The organism is Paracoccus sp. MBLB3053 (assembly GCF_031822435.1).
GTDB classification, from domain to species: domain Bacteria; phylum Pseudomonadota; class Alphaproteobacteria; order Rhodobacterales; family Rhodobacteraceae; genus Paracoccus; species Paracoccus aurantius.
In genome coordinates this window covers 889,937-909,938 of the sequence record NZ_JAVQLW010000001.1, presented here as the reverse complement: position 1 = coordinate 909,938, position 20,002 = coordinate 889,937, and the positions used below count along the sequence as shown (strand labels likewise).

23 protein-coding genes and 1 riboswitch are annotated in these 20,002 nt (G+C 63.2%); of the genes, 13 read left to right on the top strand and 10 right to left on the bottom strand.

Annotated elements, in window-relative coordinates; genetic code table 11:
• Nucleotides 1–131 precede the first annotated feature (131 nt).
• Together RGQ15_RS04590 and RGQ15_RS04585 are read right to left on the bottom strand one after the other, a co-directional pair.
• Nucleotides 132–746, bottom strand: coding sequence for an HAD family hydrolase (locus tag RGQ15_RS04590; protein ID WP_311159053.1), 615 nt, complete (start codon nt 744–746; stop codon nt 132–134).
• Between the two features lie 166 nt (nt 747–912).
• Nucleotides 913–2,427 (bottom strand): aldehyde dehydrogenase (NADP(+)), encoded by a 1,515-nt coding sequence (locus tag RGQ15_RS04585; RefSeq protein ID WP_311159052.1) that lies wholly within the window; start codon nt 2,425–2,427, stop codon nt 913–915.
• A 143-nt stretch (nt 2,428–2,570) separates the two neighbouring features.
• On the opposite strand from RGQ15_RS04585, the gene RGQ15_RS04580 reads away from it, so the two are divergent.
• The 12 genes from RGQ15_RS04580 (at nt 2,571) to RGQ15_RS04525 (ending at nt 12,266) form a co-directional block, all read left to right on the top strand.
• The gene (locus RGQ15_RS04580) at nt 2,571–3,737 is read left to right on the top strand and encodes a nucleotide sugar dehydrogenase (RefSeq protein ID WP_311159051.1); all 1,167 of its coding nucleotides are present in this window, start codon (nt 2,571–2,573) and stop codon (nt 3,735–3,737) included.
• The gene (locus RGQ15_RS04575) at nt 3,734–4,732 is read left to right on the top strand and encodes an SDR family NAD(P)-dependent oxidoreductase (protein ID WP_311159050.1); all 999 of its coding nucleotides are present in this window, start codon (nt 3,734–3,736) and stop codon (nt 4,730–4,732) included. The genes RGQ15_RS04580 and RGQ15_RS04575 overlap by 4 nt, the downstream gene beginning before the upstream one ends.
• Nucleotides 4,733–4,777: 45 nt before the next feature.
• Nucleotides 4,778–4,882: riboswitch (TPP riboswitch) on the top strand.
• 69 nt (nt 4,883–4,951) lie between these two features.
• Entirely contained in the window at nt 4,952–5,767 is an 816-nt protein-coding gene (gene thiD, locus RGQ15_RS04570) for a bifunctional hydroxymethylpyrimidine kinase/phosphomethylpyrimidine kinase (RefSeq protein ID WP_311159049.1), read from the top strand.
• Complete coding sequence (locus RGQ15_RS04565; RefSeq protein ID WP_311159048.1) at nt 5,764–6,741, top strand: FAD-dependent oxidoreductase; 978 nt, start codon at nt 5,764–5,766, stop codon at nt 6,739–6,741. The genes thiD and RGQ15_RS04565 overlap by 4 nt, the downstream gene beginning before the upstream one ends.
• Nucleotides 6,725–6,922 (top strand): sulfur carrier protein ThiS, encoded by a 198-nt coding sequence (gene thiS, locus RGQ15_RS04560; RefSeq protein ID WP_311159047.1) that lies wholly within the window; start codon nt 6,725–6,727, stop codon nt 6,920–6,922. The genes RGQ15_RS04565 and thiS overlap by 17 nt, the downstream gene beginning before the upstream one ends.
• Nucleotide 6,923: 1 nt before the next feature.
• Nucleotides 6,924–7,688 (top strand): thiazole synthase, encoded by a 765-nt coding sequence (locus RGQ15_RS04555; protein WP_311159046.1) that lies wholly within the window; start codon nt 6,924–6,926, stop codon nt 7,686–7,688.
• On the top strand, nt 7,685–8,281 hold the full coding sequence (locus tag RGQ15_RS04550; protein ID WP_311159045.1) for a thiamine phosphate synthase: 597 nt from the start codon (nt 7,685–7,687) through the stop codon (nt 8,279–8,281). Before RGQ15_RS04555 ends, RGQ15_RS04550 begins: the two co-directional genes overlap by 4 nt.
• On the top strand, nt 8,278–9,237 hold the full coding sequence (locus tag RGQ15_RS04545) for a HesA/MoeB/ThiF family protein (RefSeq protein ID WP_311159043.1): 960 nt from the start codon (nt 8,278–8,280) through the stop codon (nt 9,235–9,237). Before RGQ15_RS04550 ends, RGQ15_RS04545 begins: the two co-directional genes overlap by 4 nt.
• A complete protein-coding gene (locus tag RGQ15_RS04540; protein WP_311159042.1) occupies nt 9,234–10,172 on the top strand; it encodes an ABC transporter substrate-binding protein in 939 nt (312 codons plus the stop codon). The genes RGQ15_RS04545 and RGQ15_RS04540 overlap by 4 nt, the downstream gene beginning before the upstream one ends.
• Entirely contained in the window at nt 10,169–10,840 is a 672-nt protein-coding gene (tenA, locus tag RGQ15_RS04535; protein WP_311159041.1) for a thiaminase II, read from the top strand. The genes RGQ15_RS04540 and tenA overlap by 4 nt, the downstream gene beginning before the upstream one ends.
• Nucleotides 10,837–11,538: an ABC transporter ATP-binding protein gene (locus RGQ15_RS04530; RefSeq protein ID WP_311159040.1), complete on the top strand. Its 702-nt coding sequence runs from the start codon at nt 10,837–10,839 to the stop codon at nt 11,536–11,538. Before tenA ends, RGQ15_RS04530 begins: the two co-directional genes overlap by 4 nt.
• The gene (locus RGQ15_RS04525) at nt 11,535–12,266 is read left to right on the top strand and encodes an ABC transporter permease (protein ID WP_311159039.1); all 732 of its coding nucleotides are present in this window, start codon (nt 11,535–11,537) and stop codon (nt 12,264–12,266) included. Before RGQ15_RS04530 ends, RGQ15_RS04525 begins: the two co-directional genes overlap by 4 nt.
• Before the next feature lie 37 nt (nt 12,267–12,303).
• Here RGQ15_RS04525 and RGQ15_RS04520 read toward each other — a convergent pair whose 3' ends face one another.
• The 8 genes from RGQ15_RS04520 to RGQ15_RS04485 all read right to left on the bottom strand — a co-directional run bounded on the left by RGQ15_RS04520 (nt 12,304) and on the right by RGQ15_RS04485 (nt 19,245).
• The gene (locus tag RGQ15_RS04520) at nt 12,304–13,566 is read right to left on the bottom strand and encodes an Nramp family divalent metal transporter (protein WP_311159038.1); all 1,263 of its coding nucleotides are present in this window, start codon (nt 13,564–13,566) and stop codon (nt 12,304–12,306) included.
• A 143-nt stretch (nt 13,567–13,709) separates the two neighbouring features.
• Entirely contained in the window at nt 13,710–14,312 is a 603-nt protein-coding gene (mobA, locus tag RGQ15_RS04515) for a molybdenum cofactor guanylyltransferase MobA (protein ID WP_311159037.1), read from the bottom strand.
• Nucleotides 14,309–14,905 (bottom strand): hypothetical protein, encoded by a 597-nt coding sequence (locus RGQ15_RS04510; RefSeq protein ID WP_311159036.1) that lies wholly within the window; start codon nt 14,903–14,905, stop codon nt 14,309–14,311. The genes mobA and RGQ15_RS04510 overlap by 4 nt, the downstream gene beginning before the upstream one ends.
• Nucleotides 14,902–15,720, bottom strand: a complete 819-nt coding sequence (locus tag RGQ15_RS04505) for an ABC transporter permease (RefSeq protein ID WP_311159035.1) — start codon at nt 15,718–15,720, stop codon at nt 14,902–14,904. Before RGQ15_RS04505 ends, RGQ15_RS04510 begins: the two co-directional genes overlap by 4 nt.
• Entirely contained in the window at nt 15,717–16,439 is a 723-nt protein-coding gene (locus RGQ15_RS04500; protein ID WP_311159034.1) for an ABC transporter ATP-binding protein, read from the bottom strand. Before RGQ15_RS04500 ends, RGQ15_RS04505 begins: the two co-directional genes overlap by 4 nt.
• A gap of 33 nt (nt 16,440–16,472) precedes the next feature.
• Nucleotides 16,473–17,039 (bottom strand): cupredoxin domain-containing protein, encoded by a 567-nt coding sequence (locus tag RGQ15_RS04495; RefSeq protein WP_311159033.1) that lies wholly within the window; start codon nt 17,037–17,039, stop codon nt 16,473–16,475.
• 26 nt (nt 17,040–17,065) lie between these two features.
• Entirely contained in the window at nt 17,066–18,040 is a 975-nt protein-coding gene (locus RGQ15_RS04490; protein WP_311159032.1) for a YVTN family beta-propeller repeat protein, read from the bottom strand.
• Nucleotides 18,041–18,048: 8 nt separating this feature from the next.
• Nucleotides 18,049–19,245, bottom strand: a complete 1,197-nt coding sequence (locus tag RGQ15_RS04485; RefSeq protein WP_311159031.1) for an ABC transporter substrate-binding protein — start codon at nt 19,243–19,245, stop codon at nt 18,049–18,051.
• A gap of 201 nt (nt 19,246–19,446) precedes the next feature.
• Here RGQ15_RS04485 and RGQ15_RS04480 point away from each other — a divergent pair, with 201 nt between their 5' ends.
• On the top strand, nt 19,447–19,998 hold the full coding sequence (locus RGQ15_RS04480; protein WP_311159030.1) for an SRPBCC family protein: 552 nt from the start codon (nt 19,447–19,449) through the stop codon (nt 19,996–19,998).
• Nucleotides 19,999–20,002 lie beyond the last annotated feature (4 nt).

Genomic DNA, 20,002 nt, shown 5'->3' with positions numbered 1-20,002 from the left:
ATTGCCCGGTTGCCTTGTCTGCCGCTGGTGCATCTCTGCCTCTCCGGACAAGCTCATATTGCCCCATGAGATGTGATGAGCCCGTGATTGCCGCGTGAAAAAACCTGCCATGGCGGGTAAAAAACCAGCTTTCAGGCAAAAATTCCGCGTCTGGACAGTTCTTCGGCAAGGGAATCGGCATCCGTGAAGCGAATCGCGTCGATCCCAAGCGCCCTTGCCCCAGCCACATTGGCGGCGCTGTCGTCGATAAAGATGCAGTCCTCGGCCACCAGGTTGTTGCGTTCCATCAGCAGCCGGTAGATTTCCGGCTCAGGCTTCAGGCGCGCTACCTCTCCGGACACGACAATGTCGCGAAACACGGTCGAAAGCCTTGGATAAAGCTCGAGCGCCGCAGGCCAGGTCTCTGCGGACCAGTTGGTGATCGCAAAAAGCGGCATGCCGGTCGAGGCCAGCTTCTCGAGAATGTCCCAACTGCCATCTATTGGCTTTTCGATGGTGACCGGGAAGGCGGCCAGATACCCCTCAAGCGGATCGGCGCGGTTGCCGTGCTGGGCGCGCGCCGCAGCAATCCCATCGGCAAAGCTGCGTCCCCCATCCTGGAGCCGGTTCCATGTCGCGAAATCGATCTCACGCAGCCAAGCCTCGGCGGCGTCCCTTGTCGTAAACACATCGGCAAAAGCAAGCGCAGGGTCCCATTCGATCAGCACCGCGCCCAGATCGAAAATAATGTTCTTCTTCGCGTCCATTCCCGTTCTCCGCCAGGGTCTCGACCAAATCGGCCGCGATCGTGGGGCAGGCCCTGATGGGGGTCAAGTCCCCGGGATACGAGGCAGAGGAAAGCCGCGACCCTGCTGGGTCGCGGCTCTTGTTTCAGGGTCGCCGCATCATGCCGCGACCAGTCACGGTCCGATCTCAGCGCAGGTCTTCCGGCAGCAGTTCTTCCGGGAAGTTCTGGTAGCTGACGGGGCGCAGGAAGCGGCGGATGGAGAGGGTTCCGACCGAGGTTGCGCCGAAATTGGTCGAGGCCGGGTAAGGTCCGCCATGGACCATGGAATCGACCACCTCGACGCCGGTCGGGAAGCCGTTGACCAGCACGCGGCCGGCCTTGCGTTCAAGGATCGGGCGCAGCTTCTGGGCATCGGCCAGGTCGCCTTCGTCCATGTGCAGCGTCGCGGTCAGCTGGCCCTCGAAGCCCTTGGCCAGCGTCACCATCTCGTCGACGGATTTCACGCGGACGATCAGGCCGAGCGGGCCGAAGACCTCTTCACCCAGCGCGTGGTCCTGCAGATAGGCCTCGGCGGTGGTCTCGTAGAGGTTCGGGTTGGCCTGGCGGTCGGCCGAGTCGGTCGCATAGACCGGGGTGACCGAGTTGCGGGTCTCAAAACGCTCCTTGCCATCGCGATAGGCTTTCGCGATGCCGTCGGTCAGCATGGTCTGCGGGCCGACTTTTTCCAGCCCGGCCCTGGCGGCGGCGGTGTAGCGGTCGGCATCCGGCCCGTCGATCACCACGGAAATGCCCGGATTGGTGCAGAACTGGCCCGCGCCCATGGTCAGCGACCCGGCCCAGCCTGCGCCCAGCTCATCGGCCCGGGCGGACATGGCCTCGGGCAGCAGGAACATCGGGTTGACCGAGCCCAGCTCGCCGAAGAAGGGGATCGGCTCGGGGCGCTGCGCGCAAAGGTCGAACAGCGCGCGGCCACCGGCAAGGCTGCCGGTGAAGCCCACGGCCTTGATGCGCGGATGCTGGACGAGCGCGGTGCCGACATCGCGGCGGCCGCCCTGGATCAGGCTGAAGACGCCGGGATGGACGCCGCATTTCGCGATCGCGGCGGCGACGGACTCGGCGACGATCTCGCCGGTGCCGGGATGGGCCGAGTGGCCCTTCACGACGACCGGGCAGCCTGCGGCCAGCGCGGCGGCGGTGTCGCCGCCAGCGGTCGAGAAGGCCAGCGGGAAGTTCGAGGCGCCGAACACCGCGACCGGGCCGATCGGACGCTCGACCAGGCGAATCTCGGGACGCGGTGCCGGCTTGCGATCCGGCAGGGCGGCGTCGAAGCGGCGGTCAAGATATTCGCCCTTGCGGATATGCTCGGCAAAGAGACGCAGCTGGCCGGTGGTGCGGCCGCGCTCGCCTTGCAGGCGGGCTTCCGGCAGGCCGGTTTCCTGGCTGCCGATCTGGGTGATGGCCTCGGCGCGGGCCTCGATCTCGTCGGCGATGGCGTCAAGGAAGGCCGCACGCTCTTCGCGCGAGGAATAGCCATAGCTCCAGAACGCATCCTCGGCCGCTTCGCAGGCCCGGTTCACCAGCTCGACCGTGCCGACGCTGAACGAATGCGCCGGGCCGGTCGCCGGTTCGGACTGGAAGCTCTGCTCGGTCGCGACCCATTCGCCAGCGATCAGATGTTTGCCATGAGGGGTGAAGGTCATTGGGGAGGTCCTCTCTCCTTAAGGTCGGCTTCTATTTGGCATCTTGGTATACCAGCTGCAAGGTCATGGCGCGCAAACTGCCTTCTTCAGCCTCCGAGCCTGCTGTGTTAGGTCTGGCCGAAACAATTGTGCGGAAGCCGCGAATGAAAATCACCGTAGCGGGTCTGGGTTACGTCGGCATGTCGATCGCCGTGCTTCTGTCCCAGCACAACAGCGTCATGGCGCTGGATATCAACCGGGGTCGTGTCGACCAGGTCAACGCCCGGCGATCCCCCATCGAAGACGCGGAAATCTCCGACTGGCTGGCGACGAAGCCGCTCGACCTCAGGGCGACCACGGACGCGGCCGAGGCGCTGGAAGGTGCGCGATTTGTCATCATCGCGACGCCCACGAATTACGATACGCGCACCCATCATTTCGACACGTCGAGCGTCGAGCAGGTCATTGCGCTTGCGCGCGAACACGCCCCCGAAGCCACCATCGTCGTGAAATCCACCGTCCCGGTCGGTTTCGCGACCGAGATGCGCGAACGCACGGGTTTCGACGGGATCATCTTTTCACCCGAATTCCTGCGCGAAGGCCGCGCGCTATACGACAACCTGCACCCGTCGCGCATCGTTGTGGGCGCCCATAGCCCCGAGGCGCATGAACTGGCCGAGTTGCTGGTCCAGGGCGCGATCCGCAAGGACATGCCCGTGCAGTTCACCGGCGCGGTCGAGGCCGAGGCGATCAAGCTTTTCTCGAACACCTATCTTGCCCTGCGGGTGGCCTATTTCAACGAACTCGACAGCTATTCGATTTCGCGCGGCCTGAACACGCGCGAGATCATCGAAGGCGTCGGGTTGGATCCGCGCATCGGCAACCATTACAACAATCCCAGCTTCGGTTATGGCGGCTATTGCCTTCCAAAGGACACCAAGCAGCTTCTGGCGAACTATGACCAGGTGCCGCAGCAATTGATCGCGGCGGTGGTGGAATCAAACCGCACCCGCAAGGACTTCATTGCCGACCAGATCATTGCCCGCAAACCGAAACTGGTGGGCGTCTATCGGCTGGTGATGAAGGCCGGATCGGACAATTTCCGCGACAGCTCGATCCAGGGCATCATGAAGCGGATCAAGGCAAAGGGCATCCCTTGCATCGTCTATGAGCCCGTTCTGGATGAGCCGCATTTCTTCCACAGCCCCGTCATCAACGATCTTGCCCAATTCAAGCAGCAATCCGACCTGATCATCGCAAATCGCCTGACGCCGGAACTCTCGGATGTCGGTGACAAGCTTTACACCCGAGACCTCTACGGGGTGGATTGATGCGGGCTCTGGTCACCGGCTCCGCCGGTTTCATCGGATATCATCTGTGCGAGCGGCTGTTGGCCGAGGGCGTTGAGGTCATCGGGCTTGACGCCCATGACGCCTATTACGATCCAGCCCTGAAGCAGGCGCGCGAAAATCTGCTTCTCCGCTCGCCGCGCTTTGTGACGATCAGGGCTCGCGTCGAAGAGCCCGGCTTGCTCGCGTCGCTGTTCGAACAGCACAAGCCGGACATGATCGTGCATCTTGCCGCCCAGGCGGGCGTGCGCAACTCGATCGACAATCCGCGCGCCTATCTGCAATCGAACATCATCGGGACGTTCGAACTGCTGGAGGCGGCCCGGGCCCACCCCCCAAGACATCTGCTGCTGGCCTCGACCAGTTCGGTCTATGGCGCGAATACGCAGATGCCCTACCGCGAGGGTGACAAGGTCGACAGCCAGATGTCCTTCTACGCCGCCAGCAAGAAGTCGACCGAGGCAATGGCGCATAGCTACGCCCATCTGTTCGGCCTGCCGGTGACGATGTTCCGGTTTTTCACCGTCTATGGCCCATGGGGGCGACCCGACATGGCGCCGTGGCTGTTCACCAGTGCGATTCTGGAAGGAAGGCCGATCAAGGTCTTCAACCACGGCGACATGCGGCGCGATTTTACCTATGTGACCGACCTTGTCCGGGCGATCCGGCTGCTCATGGACGCCATCCCCGGTGCCACCCCGGTCGGCGCCGAAGACAGCCTGTCGCCCGTCGCCCCATTCCGCGTGGTCAATATCGGCAATGGCGCACCGGTCGAACTTCTGGACTTCATTGCCGCAATCGAGGCCGCCACCGGCAAGACGGCGATCCGACATTTCATGCCCATGCAGCCGGGCGACGTTCCGGCAACCTGGGCCGACACCACCTTGCTGCGCCAGCTGACCGGTTACGCCCCGCAGACGGCGATCGGGGACGGCGTCGAAGCCTATGTCGAGTGGTTCCGCAGCTACTATCCGTAAGGCCCTTGCGGGCCGACCCCTTCGGCCCTAGTCTGTCATATCGAAATTCTACACTTGGGGAGTCCCGCAACGGGGCTGAGAGGTGCCAGGCATCGACCCATCGAACCTGATCCGGGTCATGCCGGCGTAGGGAAGGGTAGAGCGCCATTGCCGGGCATCCCGGCCATGCGCGCGCATATCCCCCGAACCCCATGACCCGGCCGAAACGAAAGGCGGGCCATGTCATATCCCATCGCCCTGACGATCGCCGGCTCGGATAGCGGCGGCGGCGCGGGCATTCAGGCGGATCTGAAAAGCTTTTCCGCATTGCGGGTCTATGGCGCGTCGGTGATCACCGCGATCACGGCACAGAACACCCGCACCGTCGCGGCGGTCGAGTCGGTCAGCCCCAAGATGATCGCGGCGCAGATTGATGCCGTCTTCGGAGATCTGGACATTCGGGCCGTCAAGATCGGCATGGTCGGCGGCCCCGACGTGATCGCAGCCGTGGCGGACCGTTTGCGCGCCTTTCTCGACACCGATCCGATTCCGGTCGTGCTGGACCCCGTCATGATCGCCAAGTCGGGCGATACCCTGCTTCCCGATGCTGCGGTATCGGCAATGCGCGAGCGGCTTCTGCCGCTGGCCACGGTGCTGACGCCGAACCTGCCCGAAGCCGCGCGGCTGCTGGACAGGACCCCCGCGCAATCCGTCGAGGAAATGGCGGATCAAGGCGGGGCCCTGCGCGCCATGGGCGCGGCCCATGTGCTGATGAAGGGCGGCCATGCCGAAGGGGAAACCTGTACCGATCTGCTGATCGGGCCGGCTCCGCTGATGCTATCGGCGCCGCGCCAGGACACGCGGAATACCCACGGCACCGGCTGTTCGCTTTCCTCGGCCATCGCTGCGGGGCTTGCCCAGGGCATGAGCGTGCCCGATGCGGTGACTCGCGCGCATGGCTGGCTTCAGGGGGCGATCGCTGCGGCGGACGATCTTTCGATCGGACTGGGACATGGGCCGGTCCACCACTTCCATGAACAATGGGGGCGGAAATGAGCCAGATCACCATTCTCGGCGCCGGGGTGATGGGTCTCTCGATCGCGACCGAGCTTGCCTCACGCGGGATACGGCCCCGCATCATCGATCCGGCGGGCGGACCGGGCGCGCATGGATGCAGTTGGCGGGCCGGCGGCATGCTCGCGCCCTGGTGCGAGGCGGAAAGCGCCGAGCCGGTCGTGGTCCGTCACGGGCTGGATGCCGCCGATTGGTGGCAGGCACAGGGCGTCGAGGTCACGCATCGTGGAACGCTGGTTCTTGCACCGTCGCGCGACCGCGCCGAGCTGGACCGCTTTGCCCGGATGACCGAAAGCCATCGCAGCGTCAGTGCCGAAGATATCGTGACACTTGAGCCGGAATTGCAGGGCCGTTTCGCGCGCGGCCTGTTCTTCGACACCGAATCCCATTTGAACCCGCGCGAAGCCCTTGGCCAGCTTCGCGACCGTCTGGCCCAGCAGGGCATCGACATCGAGACCGACGGAACCCCGAACGGCCTGACCGTTGACGCACGGGGCCTTTCTGCCCGGGACCAGCTTTCCGACCTGCGCGGCGTGCGAGGTGAAATGCTGGTGCTGCGCTGCCCGGAGGTCACGCTGACCCGAACGGTCAGGATGCTGCATCCGCGCATTCCGCTTTACATCGTCCCGCGCGGTGAGGGGGTCTACATGGTCGGCGCGACCATGCTGGAAACCGGGGGAAAGCATAATGTCACCGCCCGCTCGGCGGTCGAGATGCTGAGCGCCGCCTATGCCCTGCACCCGGCTTTCGCCGAGGCGGAGGTGCTTGAGCTGGGCGCCGATGCGCGCCCCGCCTTTCCCGACAACCTGCCCCGGCTGCGGCGGCGCGGGAATACGCTTTATGCAAACGGCCTTTATCGCCACGGCTATCTTCTGGCCCCCGCCGTAGCGCGCATGGCCGCCGATTACATCACGACAGGCCAAAGACCGGAGTTCATGGATGAAGATCACCCTTAACGGAGAGCCGCGAGACCTGGACGGACCGACCGTGCAGGACCTGCTTGCCGAAATCGGGCTGGGCGCCGCCAAGGTGGCTACCGCCTTGAACGGCACCTTCCTGCCTGCGGGCCGCCGAGGCTCGACCACGTTGAAAGACGGCGATGCGCTGGAAGTCGTCGCGCCAATGCAAGGGGGCTGAGATGCCACAATTCTATGGGACGCATGTCGATAGCCCGCTGATGCTGGGCACGGCGCAATATCCCTCGCCGACGATCATGGCCGATGCCTTCCGCGCCTCGGGCGCCGGCATCGCTACCGTCTCGTTGCGGCGGGAGGGCGGAGCGGGACAGGCATTCCACGACCTGATCAAGGAACTTGGCGTGCCCGTCCTGCCCAATACCGCCGGCTGCCATTCGGTCCGCGAGGCCGTCACGACCGCCCAGATGGCGCGTGAGCTCTTCGAGACGCCCTGGATCAAGCTTGAGGTGATCCGCGACGACGACACGCTTTGCCCGGACGTCATCGCGCTGGTCGAGGCGGCGCGCATTCTCACAGATGATGGGTTCCAGGTCTTTCCCTATTGCACCGAGGACCTTTCCGTCTGCGGCCGGCTTCTGGATGAAGGCTGCGAGGTGCTGATGCCCTGGGGCGCGCCGATCGGATCGGGCCGGGGGCTGAACAACCCCTATGGCCTGCGCAGCCTGCGCGCCCATTTCCCCGATGTTCCGCTGGTCGTCGATGCCGGGATCGGCCTGCCCAGCCATGCCGCTCAGGCCATGGAACTGGGTTACGATGCCGTGCTCTTGAACACCGCCGTCGCCAAGGCGGGTGATCCGGTCGCCATGGCCCGTGCGATGGCCCTTGCAATCGATGCAGGCAAACTGGCGCATGCGGCGAACCCGATCGAGGCCCGTGACATGGCTGCGCCCTCGACCCCGGTCTTCGGAATGGCGGTGCTGGGATGAGCCTTCCCCGTTTCTATCCGATCTTCGACAGCGCAGAATGGCTTCGCCGCGCCCTGCCTCTTGGCGTGAAGCTGGTGCAGGCGCGTATCAAGGACCTGCCCAAGGACGCGCTGTTGGGGGAACTGGCCCTGTGTCAGGAGCTTTGTCGTGAGCACGGTGCGACGCTGGTCGTGAACGATCACTGGCAAGCCGCGATCGATCTTGGCTGCAGCTTCATTCACCTGGGCCAGGAGGATCTGGACACCGCCGACATCGCGGCAATCCGCAAGGCCGGTCTGCGAATGGGCATCTCGACGCACGACCGTGCCGAACTCGACCGCGCCCTGGCGCTGGCGCCGGATTACATCGCGTTGGGACCGGTCTGGCCCACCATCCTGAAGAAGATGAAGTGGGAACAGCAGGGACTCGAACGCGTCAGCGAATGGCGCAGGCTGATCGGGGATACGCCTCTGGTCGCCATCGGGGGTGTGACGCCCGAACGCGCCGTGCAGGCCTTCGAGGCGGGTGCCGACATCGCCTCGGCCGTTACCGACATCACGCTGAATGCCGACCCCGAAGGCCGCATTCGCGAATGGCTCAGGGTAACCGCATGAACCGCTATGCCCGCCAGATGGTGCTGCCCGAGGTCGCGGCTGAAGGTCAGGCGCGGATTGCCGCGGCCCATGTGCTGATCGTCGGCGCCGGCGGTCTGGGTGTCCCGGCCCTGCAATATCTTGCCGGCGCGGGGATCGAAGCGATCACGCTGATCGACCCGGACAAGGTCGAGGAAACCAATCTTCATCGCCAGCCGATCTATCGCATGAAGGATATCGGCCAGCCCAAGGTCAGGGCGGCGGCTCAGGCCGTGGCGCGTTTGAACCCCTCGGTCGAAGTTCAGGCACTTGTCGATGTCCTGACCCCGGCGAATGCGCCGGGGCTGGTCGCGGGTGCGGATATCGTTCTGGATTGCGCGGACAGCTACGCCGCCAGCTACACCTTGTCCGATGCCTGCCTGGCTGCGGGCAAGCCCCTGATCTCGGCCTCGGCGCTTGGGCTTTCGGGCTATGTCGGCGGCTTCTGCGGGACGGCGCCCAGCCTTCGGGCACTTTTCCCCGAACCGCCCGACAGCGGCCAGACCTGTGCGACCGCTGGCGTGCTGGGGCCGGTGGTCGGCATGCTGGGCTCTCTGCAAGCGCAGATGACGCTTGGCGTCATCCTTGGCCTTGCGCCCTCGCCACTGGGCCAGTTCACGCGGCTCGACAATGGGCGCTTCACCCAGTTCCGTTTCGATGGCGCGGCTGAAGGCGACGGGCCCCGTTTCATCGCGAGAGACGACATCCGCGAAAGCGATCTGGTCATCGACCTGCGCCCCGAAGACGAAGCCCCCCGCAAGGCGACCCCGGATGCGCTGCGCCATCCCGGCTACGGCGCGACCGGCCCCCTGCCCGATCCCGGACAGCGGGTCGTTCTGGCCTGCCGATCCGGATTGCGATCCTGGCGCGCGGCCGACGAACTTTCCCGTCGCTGGAGCGGCGAGATCACCCTGCTTGCCCTTGGAGAAGACATATGAAGCATTTTGCCCTGACCGCCACGCTGGCTTTTCTGGCCCAGCCTGCCCTTGCTGCCGACAAGGTGACGCTGATGCTCGACTGGTTCGTGAACCCCGACCATGCCCCGATCATCGTCGCGCAAGAAAAGGGCTTCTTCGCCGAGGAAGATCTTGATGTCGAAATCGTGGCTCCGGCGGACCCGGCGGACCCGCCGAAACTGGTGGCCGCGGGCAAGGCGGATTACGCGATCAGCTACCAGCCCCAATTGCATCTTCAGGTCCATGAGGGCCTGCCGCTTACGCGGATCGGCACGCTGATCGCGACCCCGCTGAACTGCCTCATGGTGAAGGCCGACGGACCCGTCCAGTCCATCGGTGACCTGAAGGGCAAGAAGATCGGCTATTCGGTTTCCGGCGTCGAGGACGCGCTGGTCGGCCAGATCCTGAAGACCGCGGGCCTTTCCATGAATGACGTCGAGATGGTCAACGTGAACTGGTCGCTGTCACCCGCGCTGATCGCAGGCCAGGTCGATGCCACGATCGGGGCCTATCGCAATTTCGAACTGACCCAGATGCGTCTGGAAGGCGCCGAGGGGCGCTGCTTCTTCGTCGAGGAACAGGGGGTGCCGACCTATGACGAACTGATCTTCGTCGCCAATCCCGAAACGCTCGACGCCGATCGTTCGCGCCGCTTCCTGCACGCGGTCGAACGCGGCGCGCAATACCTGGTGAACCATCCCGATGAGGCATGGGAACTGTTTTCGGGAACCGCGCCGGATCTCAAGGACGAATTGAACAGCGAAGCCTGGAAGGACACGCTGCCCCGCTTCTCGCAAAGCCCGGCGGCGCTTGATCAGGGCCGCTATGCCCGGTTCGAGGTGTTCCTGCACGAGGCCGGGCTGGTTGACAGCGTTCTTCCGGTCTCGGAACTGGCCGTCGATCTGGGTGCGCAATGACCTACGGCAATGCATTCGGACAGTGGCGGCAAGCATCTCGACCCGATTGGGATGCCTATACCCGACATTCCTTCGTCGAGGGGATGAGCGACGGCTCGCTGCCCCGCGCGGATTTCCTGACCTATCTGGTGCAGGATTACCTGTTTCTCATCCACTTCTCGCGCGCATGGGCGCTGGCTGTGGTGAAGGCGGGCGACCTTGAGGAAATGCGCGCCTGCTCGGCCACGGTGCATGCGCTTCTCGACCACGAGATGAGCCTGCATGTCCAGACCTGCGCCGCTGCCGGTATCGACGTCGAGAAGATGACCAGCACCCCCGAGGCGATGACAAATATCGCCTATACGCGCTACGTCATGGATGCGGGGCTTTCGGGGGATTTCCTGGACCTGCTCGCCGCACTCATGCCCTGCGTGCTGGGCTATGGCGAGATCGGTTTGCGGCTTGCGCGTGAATGCGCGCCCGACACGCCCTATCAAGATTGGATCGCGACTTATTCTGGCGAAGACTATCAGCAAGCCTGCCGACAGGCTGGCCAGCTTCTGGACAGCGCGATCCGCAAGAGGTTGGGCGACAGGCCCGAGGAAAGCCCCCGCTGGGCCGAACTTGCGCATCGCTTTGCGACTGCGACGCGCCTTGAGGTCGCCTTCTGGGATCTGGGCCGGGCATGAGCGTGGCACGGGTCCATGGCCGGGCATGGGTCGGCGAGGCAGCGCTTTTTGCCCCGGTCGACCTGCGTCTGGATCAGGGCGGCTGGACCTGCCTTCTGGGTCCGTCGGGGGTGGGCAAGTCAACCATCCTGCGACTTATCGCGGGGCTGGAAACCGGCGCCCGCTTCGAGGGCGAAGTTGCGACCGATCGGCCCGTCGCTCTGATGTCACAGGATCCGGGGCTGATAACCTGGCTTGATGTGACGGGCAATGTGACCCTTGGTGCGCGGCTTCGCGGCGAACATCCGGACCTGTCGCGCGCAGCGGAACTCATCGCCGCGGTGGGGCTGACGGATCGGGCACACCACTTGCCGGAAAATCTCTCGGGCGGCCAGCGCCAGCGCGTTGCGCTGGCCCGAACCCTGTTTGAGGACAGGCCGATCGTCCTGCTGGATGAACCGTTTTCGGCGCTGGATGCCCGGACCCGCGCGCAGATGCAGGATCTGGCGGCCCGACTGCTGGCCGGTCGGACGGTTCTACTGGTCACGCATGACCCGGCGGAGGCTGCGCGACTGGGCGATCGCATTCTGCTTTTGCGCGAAGAGGGGCTCAGCGAATGGCCCGTGCCGACAGCAAGACCGATTGGTGCGGCGCGCCCCTATGACGCGCCCGAAGTGCTGTCGTTTCAAGCCCGGCTCATGCGGGGAATGATGGCATGAGAACCGTCACCGCGTTGATCATCACGGTTCTGGCGATTTGGCAGGGCATAATCTGGCTTGCCGGGATGCCGCATTTCCTGCTCCCCTCACCCGCAGCAGTGGCCGAGGCGCTTTGGCTCAATCGGGTCCAGATTGTCCAGTATGCCGGCTTCACCCTGACCGAAGTGATCCTTGGATTCGTGATCGGATCGGCATTGGGTGCGGCATTGGCGGTCGCGATGGGCTTTTCCCAAAGGCTCACCTCGATCCTTCGGCCGATCCTGACGTTTTCGCAGACAATCCCGGTCTTTGCTCTTGCCCCCATCCTGACGCTTTGGCTGGGATTCGGCATGGCTCCGAAGATTGCGGTGACCGTGCTGATCGTGTTCTTCCCGGTCGCATCGGCATTTCTCGACGGGCTTGCGCGCACCCCGCAGGCCGCGCTGGATCTCGCACAAGTCATGGGCGCGTCCCGCGGTCGGATCATGCGCCACCTGCGCATTCCCGCAGCGCTGCCGCAACTGGCAACCGGCATCAGGCTGGCTGCGGTATATGCGCCCATAGGGGCGGTGATCGGCGAATGGGTCGGGGGCGCGCGCGGTCTGGGGGCGCTGATGATCCACGCGAACGGAAGGATGAAGACCGATCTGGTCTTCGCCGCCCTGCTGGTCCTGTCGGTGATGACGGTCGTCTTTGCGCGGCTGGTCGCCATTGCGCTTGCAAGGCTGTGGCGCCGTTACGGCGTGTAAGTCTGCGCCCCCGGCGGAGGGGGCGCAGGAAGCAGTATCAGAAGAACGCCGACACGCGCGTGTAAAGTTCGTTCGCGGCAAGGGAAACGAACGCGGCGGCACAAAGCAGCAGCATGAGGTTGGTCAGCGGGCGGTTGCGCCATTCGGCAGGCACGCGGTCGGTGTTGAGTATCCACAGCAGCGTGATGGCCAGGAACGGCATGAAGAGCGAACCCAGAACGCCATAGGCGAGGATCAGGTAGACCGGCTTGCCCAGGAACATCATGATCATCGGCGGGAAGGTCAGCCAGAAGATGTAGAACTTGTAGTAACGCCCGCCCGACAGCCGATCCGGGTGATCATGCGCCTTGCCCTGCACATGGCCCAGGAAGTCCGCAAACATCAGGCTGACCCCGTTCCAGACCCCGACCAGCGAGCTCATCGAGGCCGCGAAGAAGCCCAACAGGAACAACTTGCTCATCCACACGCCATAGCGTTCGCCCAGGACACCCGCCAGATCGACCATGCCCTGATCTCCACCGCCGATGGCGATTTTGGCCGAATGCAGAAGCTCGGCCCCGACGATCAGGGTGGCGATCACGAAAATCCCGGTGACGAGATAGGCAATCCCGTTGTCCATCCGCATCACTCGCATGAACCGTGGGGTGGTCCACCCCTTCTCGCGCAGCCAGTAACCATAGGCTGCAAGGGTGATCGTGCCGCCGACACCGCCAGCCACGCTGAGCACGTTGATCAGCGCCCCTTGGGGAATGGCCGGAGCAAGGCCCTTGACGATTTCCCCGAGGTTCGGAACGGTGAAGGCAGCCGCGATGATCATCGTGACGAACATCAGGCCGACCATCACGGTCAGGACCTTCTCGAAGACGTCGTAGCGACCCGACCAGACCAGCGCGAGACCGGCAAGTCCGCACAGGATGCCCCAGACGGCAACGCTGAAGAACGGGAAAAGGGAATAGAGCGCAAGGCCCGTCCCCGCCATCGCCGCTGCACCGTAGACGAAGCCCCAGATCACGATATAGGGGCCGAAATACCAATGGGTCCAGCGGCCGAGGCTGCTCCAGCCTTCAAAGATCGTGTTGCCGGTCGCAAGGCTGTAGCGGCCAGCGCCCTCGACCAGGATCACCTTCATGATGCAACCCGCGATGACAGCCCATAGCAGGGCATAGCCATATTTGCTGCCGGCGACTGTGGTCGCGATCAGGTCTGCGGCGCCGACACCGGTCGCCGCAACAACCAGACCCGGGCCGACGATGCTCCACTTGGCCTCAACGCCCGACGGATGATCGTTTCGGTTCGTCATCCCTGCCTCCTCTCATAACTGTTCCGGTTTGCACCCCTGACAGTTGAACGAAGGTATACCGAGGAATACCGAAAGGGGCGTGGGCACCAGTTACAGCCCCACGCGGGAAGGTTGAAGCCGCAACCCGCTCTTTTGTGCAGCCGTCAGATGTAGCGAGAGGCCAGGGCCAGGTCTTCTGGCGTATTGAGGTTCATGAAGGGATCCACGGGATGGCTGTCAAAGACGGCCCGTCCGGGATCATAGGCAGCGGCGAACTGGCCGATCCGATGCAGCCCCGATTCAAGTGCCGCCCGAAGTTCGTCTGCCAGCGTGACAGGCCATATCGCGCAAGTGGGATGATCGCGAAGCAGGCCGTCATCGCCAGGGCTGGCAGCCAGCGCCAACCCGGACCGCCCCCTCGCCTCGACCAGGCGATGCACGAGGTCCCATGGCAGGAAGGGCGTATCCACGCTGACGCTCACGACCTCGTCCAGATTCTGCGCTGCCGCCCATTCCATCCCCGCCAGAACGCCCGCCAGAGGTCCGGCAAAGCCGGAAAAGCTGTCGGCAATCACGGGCAGGCCATAATCCTCGAACTGTTCGGGCTCGCCATTCGCGTTGATTGCAAGCAGGCCGCATTGCGGGGTCAGGCGTGTGATCACGCGGGCAAGCAGGGTTTCACCGGCCAGCAGGCGCAGCCCCTTGTTTCCCCCACCCATGCGGCTTGAAAGCCCGCCCGCGAGGATCACCGCCGGCGGACCGTTCATTTCAGCCCCGCCTGAATTGCCCGCGCCAAGGCGAACACCCTTTGCTCAAGTATGACGGGGGTTTCGCAGACATAGGTCAATGCCTGCTGTCGGTCCTGAAAAATTCGCATATCCCAATCAAGCTGTTTTTCTTCTGCATCAATGGCATCGAAGTCAGGCGTCTCGACCTTTTCCATCTGGGCCATCTTCGCGCGATGGTCTTCGATCCTTTGGGCAAGGTCCACCTGTTTGTGACCATAGCGCGAAATCCCCGCGATCACCGCCGTCCTGTGAGGCTCAACCCGGTTGAAAATGGCCACCAGAAGGGCGGTAAGCTGGTCGTTGTCGGCTGTCCTGGCGAATTCCGCGATTTCAGCTTCCGCCGCTTCGAGAGGGAGCCTGCGCTGCTCAAGCCGGTCAGCCAGATCCGAAATCGGCTTCGACACGGCCAGCTCCCTGATCGTGTCATTGGGCTCGGGCCCGGACCACATTTGACCCAGCGACAAATGCGGCTGTTTTCGCTGAATGCAGGGCCAATCCGGATCGGTGCTGGATTCTGCCTGGGCAGCCGACGTGACGCCAAATAACGCCAGCGCAAGAGCCAGCCGTTTCATGTTCCCCCCTTTCGCCGGGCCCAAAGCCCCTTTGACGGATCATACATGATCACGGCCCCTGCGAAAAACAGGACGAGACAACCCAGCACCACCGAGAAGGACATCAGATCGAACTTCGCGTAAAGGGCAAAGCGAACCAACTCAACCGCATGGGTGAAGGGATTGACGGCACAGATGTCGTGCAAGAGCGTGGAACTTTCGCGCATCCGCCACAACGGGTAGAGCGCGGTCGAGGCGAAAAACATCGGGAAGATCACGAAGTTCATCACGCCCGCGAAGTTTTCAAGCTGCCGTATCGCCGATGACAGCAGCAGCCCCATCGCGCCCAGCATGAGCCCGGACAGGATCAATGCGGGCAGCACCGTCAGATATCCCAGCCGAGGCGGCTGAACATCCCAGAACCAGGCGATCGCGAGAAAGGTGTAGACCTGGATGATCGACACGATCACCCCTGCGACCAGCTTCGACAACAGCAGGAACCAGCGGGGAAACGGGCTGACAAGCAGCGTGCGCATCGCACCCGTCTCGCGGTCATAGACCATCGAGAGCGAGCTTTGCATGCCGTTGAAAAGCTGGATCATCGCGCAAAGGCCTGGGGTGACGTATACCTCATAAAGGACATAGGTCTGGTAGGGCGGCGTGATCGAAAGCCCCAGCACCGCTCGAAATCCGGCGGCAAAGATGAACAGCCAGACCAGCGGCCTGACCAGCGCCGCCAGGAAGCGTCCGCGCTGGTTGACAAAGCGAAGGGTCTCGCGCCGGGCTATCCCCAGAAACGCGACCAGCCACATGCGCGAGGTCAGACGTTGGCTCATTCCCCTTCTCCGGTCAGATGCAGGAAAGCTTCGGTCAGACTGTCTTTGCCAGCGATCTCTCTGGCCACGCCACTTGCGAGCACCCGACCCCGGTGCAGAATGACAAGCCCGTCCTCGGGGCGGATCTCATCCATCAGATGGGTCGCCCAAAGCGCCGAGACGCCGTGGCGCGTCAATTCGCGGGTCAGGGCCAACACCTCGGCGCGCGACTTCACATCGAGGCCCACGGTCGCTTCGTCGAGCAAGAGTATTTCGGGGTGATGGATAAGCGCGCGGGCGATCTCGGCCCGTCGTTGCTGTCCCCCCGAAAGCGCGGCCACCTTCACGCCCATGCGGTCCGAAAGCCCGACCTGCGTCAGGACTTCATGGGCACGGACCCGCGCCTCGGATCTTCCGATGCCATGCAATGCGGCGTGGTAGTGGAGGTTTTGCGCAACCGTCAGATCCGGGTCCAGCGAGCGGGACTGGAAAACGACCCCAAGCCGCGCAAGCGCAGCACCTGGTTCCCGGCGCAGATCATGCCCCGCGACCTCGATCCGCCCCGATGAATTGTCGTAAAGCCTTGTGATCAGGGAAAAAAGCGTCGTCTTGCCTGCTCCGTTCACCCCAAGAAGGGCGGTGAAGCCTCCTTGGGGCACGGTAAGCGACACATCCTTCAATGCCTCGAAGCGCCCGAAGCTGTGGCTGACATTCTGGATGGAAAGCGCGTCCTGTGTCATCTGCCTCGAAGCCGGGAAATCGTCGCTTGGGGGTTACTGGATGTTGAAGACGGCCTGCTGGGTTTCGCCCTGCGAGCCGGGTATCGACAAGGTATAGCGTCCCGGCATGATCGCGATGAAGCTCAGCGTCGCCGTTCCGGCATCGTCGAATTCAAGCGAATGTACGCCCAAGGGTCGGATCTCGATATCGTTCACCACGATCTCGTTGACCCAGATGGCGCGGAAGAAATCGCCACCGGAAAGTGCCAGTTCCTGGCTGCCGTCGGCGTTGATGTCGATACGGTAATAGCCCCCCGATTTCAGCTTGTATTCTGCTGCGGCAACGGGCTTGCCCGAAGCAAGCGTCAGCGGCGCAAGCTGCATACGATTGTCGCGCGCCAGCATCCCCGAAAAGCCATAATCAAACTTGGCGCCGGCCTCATGCACGCCCTCGGCGGCCGCGCCAGTTTCTTCTTCCCCATCGTCGTCTTCGCCTTCCTCCATTTGCGCAGCCTCGGCCTTGGCCGCCGCATCTGCGGGTTTTTCAGGCGGGGCATCCTGCGCGGCTGCCGGGACAGCTAGGCCCGTCATCAGAATCAGGACGGTCAGCAATCGTGTCATGTGTTTCCTCCTCCGTTATTTTGGGTTCAGTTCGGTGCGACGACCACGCCCCAAGGCTGCTGTCCGACCTGGATCGACTTGATGACCTTGCCTGCAGCCACGTCGATCACCGAGACGTCGTTCGAATTCCCGTTGGTCGTGAAGAGGTATTTCTGGTCGGGCGTGAAGGCCATTTGCCAGACGCGCTGGCCGACAAGCAGATATTCCTCGACCTCATCCGTTTCACCGTTGATGACGGCGACCCGGTTTGCGGGCCCCAGCGCGACGAACACCTTCTTGCCGTCTTTGGTAACGCGCACCCCCACGGGCTGAATCGCTTCAGGAAGCACGCCGGGAATGTCAAAGGTGATCTTCTTCTCGATCGATTGCGTCTCGGGATTGATCACGCTGACAGTGCCGCCGATTTCGGCGCTCACATATAGCTTGGTGCCGGCATCGTTATACTGGGCAAAGCGGGGGCGCGAGTCGACCAGCACGTTGGCAAAGATCTCATAGGATTCGGAATCGATGAAATGCGCCATGTTGGTGGTTTCCGAGGTGTTGATGACAACCTTGCCATCCGGACTGATCCCCATTCCCTCGGGTTCGACTCCAACCGGAATTTCCGCCAGCATCTTGTGTGTCTGCGTGTCCACAACGGTCACGAGGTTGTCGTCCTCATTCGCGATGTAAAGCGGGTTTCCAGATGGGTGCAGCACGAAAAGCTCGGGATCGGGACCCGATGGGAGGGTATGGGTTTCCTCCATCGTCTCGGGATTGAAGACGCGCACAAGATCGTCATCCGATGCGCAGACATAAAGCTCCTTGCCATCGGGGCTGATCGTGATGCCGCGCGGTCGGGCACCGACCGGGAAATGTCCGATGACCTCCAGCGTCTCGCTGTCGAGCACGGTCACGTCATTCCCCTTTTCGTTGCTCACGAAGACGCGGTTCGCCAAAGCGGCGGTTCCCAGCCCCAGGCAGATCGCCGAGGTCAGGATGGCAGTCACGAGTTGGTTCATCTTGAGCCTCAGAATTTGCATTGGGTTTCAGGCCTGTCGATGCCCAGCGTATCCAGCGCCGAGCTTTGATGCAGATACTGATCCTGTGGGCTGACAGATGCCGTCACATCGCCCGTGGTCAGCAGGATCGGCTGGCGCAACTGGTGGTCCCAGTCGCGGATGGTCAGCTTTTGTCCCTTGAAGCCCGCGACCTCGAACCGATCCGATAGCATGAACTCCTTGAGGGTGGCCGCATCGATGCTTTGAGTTCGCGTCGCCGCTTCGCCAATCATCCTCAATGCAAGCCAGGTCTGATAATCTTCGTCCCACATGCGCCGCATCGACAGTTTCTCGAAGCGGTTCTGAAACTGCGTCGCCCCCCAGGCCTCAAGCGCGGGATGCCAGCTTCGCGGCACCAGCCCGGCGGAACCTGCGACCGGGCGTGGGTCCCAGGTCTGATAAGGCAGCCATGGCGCAAAGATCCCGGCCTCATCTGCCGCCAGAACGACATCATGTTCTTTGGCGCGTTGCGTGAAGACCGGCATCTGCTGCTGGACTTGCACATGTCCGCTATCGGTCCTTCGCCCGCCGCCCGTATCTTCATAGATGCGTTCCTCGACGATCTTCGCACCGAATTTGGTGGCCGCGCGGCGATAGGCGTCGGCAAGGGCCGTATCCTCGGCATGGCTGCCTGAAATCAGGAACCAGCGCGTCCATTTCTTCCACATCAGGAACTGGGCAATACCGTCCGCCAGCATGGCGTGACTGGGCGCTGTATGGATGATGTTGAAGCGGCAATCCGCGCCACGCAGATTGTCACCCCTTGCTCGGGCATTGAGCAGCAGCGCCTTGTCGCCAGCCTGATCCGAGAGCTTGAGCGTCTGCTCTTCATCCGCGAGCGTCACGATGAAACCGACATCCTCTGCCAGCAATTTTTCCAATGCGGCCGCGGCAGTTTCGGGCGTGGCGGTGACTTCGAGCGCCTCGAAATCCTGACCCATGAACTGGCCAGTGGTATCGTTGTCCTCGATCGCGAGCCGCGCCCCGGCAAAACCAAGATCAAGCGGAGGCGTGTCCAGACGCGAGATCGGCGGCAAGTCCGGCGTGTCCACGCGAAGCACGGCCGCACGTATGGTCTGCTCCGGCTGCCTGGCGTCGGAAGACTGGCCAAGGGCCGGGCTTGAGCTGCACAACCCCGCCAAAAGTATGATGATTCTGCAATTCATCCCCATCCTCCCCTGCCCATCATGGCGGGCAAGTTCCCATGCGCCAAGCCGGGAAAGCCGCCCGGTTCGATCCGGGGAAAACCACCCGATACATTAGTCGTATGGACGTTTGGCAATTGCAGCGGGCATGGTCGTCGCATCGGGCATTCCCTCCGGCCTGTCCCTGGGCTGTCGGACCGTGCCCCACGGAGGAGAGACTGGATGAAGCGACTTCTGGCCCTGACCTTGGGCGCCACGATTGTGCTTGCGACTGGGGCGCAGGCCCATGGGCCGGTTCGGCTCAAACTGAGCCTGGATCAGAAACTGAATGCGACACCGGACGAGGTATGGTCCGTGATCGGAAAATTCGAAGACATGAGCTGGCATCCCGCGATCGCATCGGTCGAGGTGAGCGGGGATGGCTCGGTCGATCAACCCGAGAAATCCGAACGGATCCTGCATCTCAAATCCGATGGTGGTGATCCGACGATCACCGAGATCCTGTCGAAGTGGCAGCCCGAAAAACGCTGCTATGCCTATCGTATCGAAGCGGTCGAGGTCACGGTTCTGCCGGTGACCAACTACGCCTCCACGATCTGCGTGAAGGATGATGGCGGCAAGGCGTTGGTTGAGTGGAAGGCAGGGTTCTATCGCGGCTATCCCAATAATGAGCCCCCGCCGGAACTGAACGACGAGGCGGCGATGGCAGCCGTGAACGGGGTCTATCAGGCCGGGCTGGACGCGCTGGCCGAAAGGTTTGGCAAGGCCGAATGAAAGG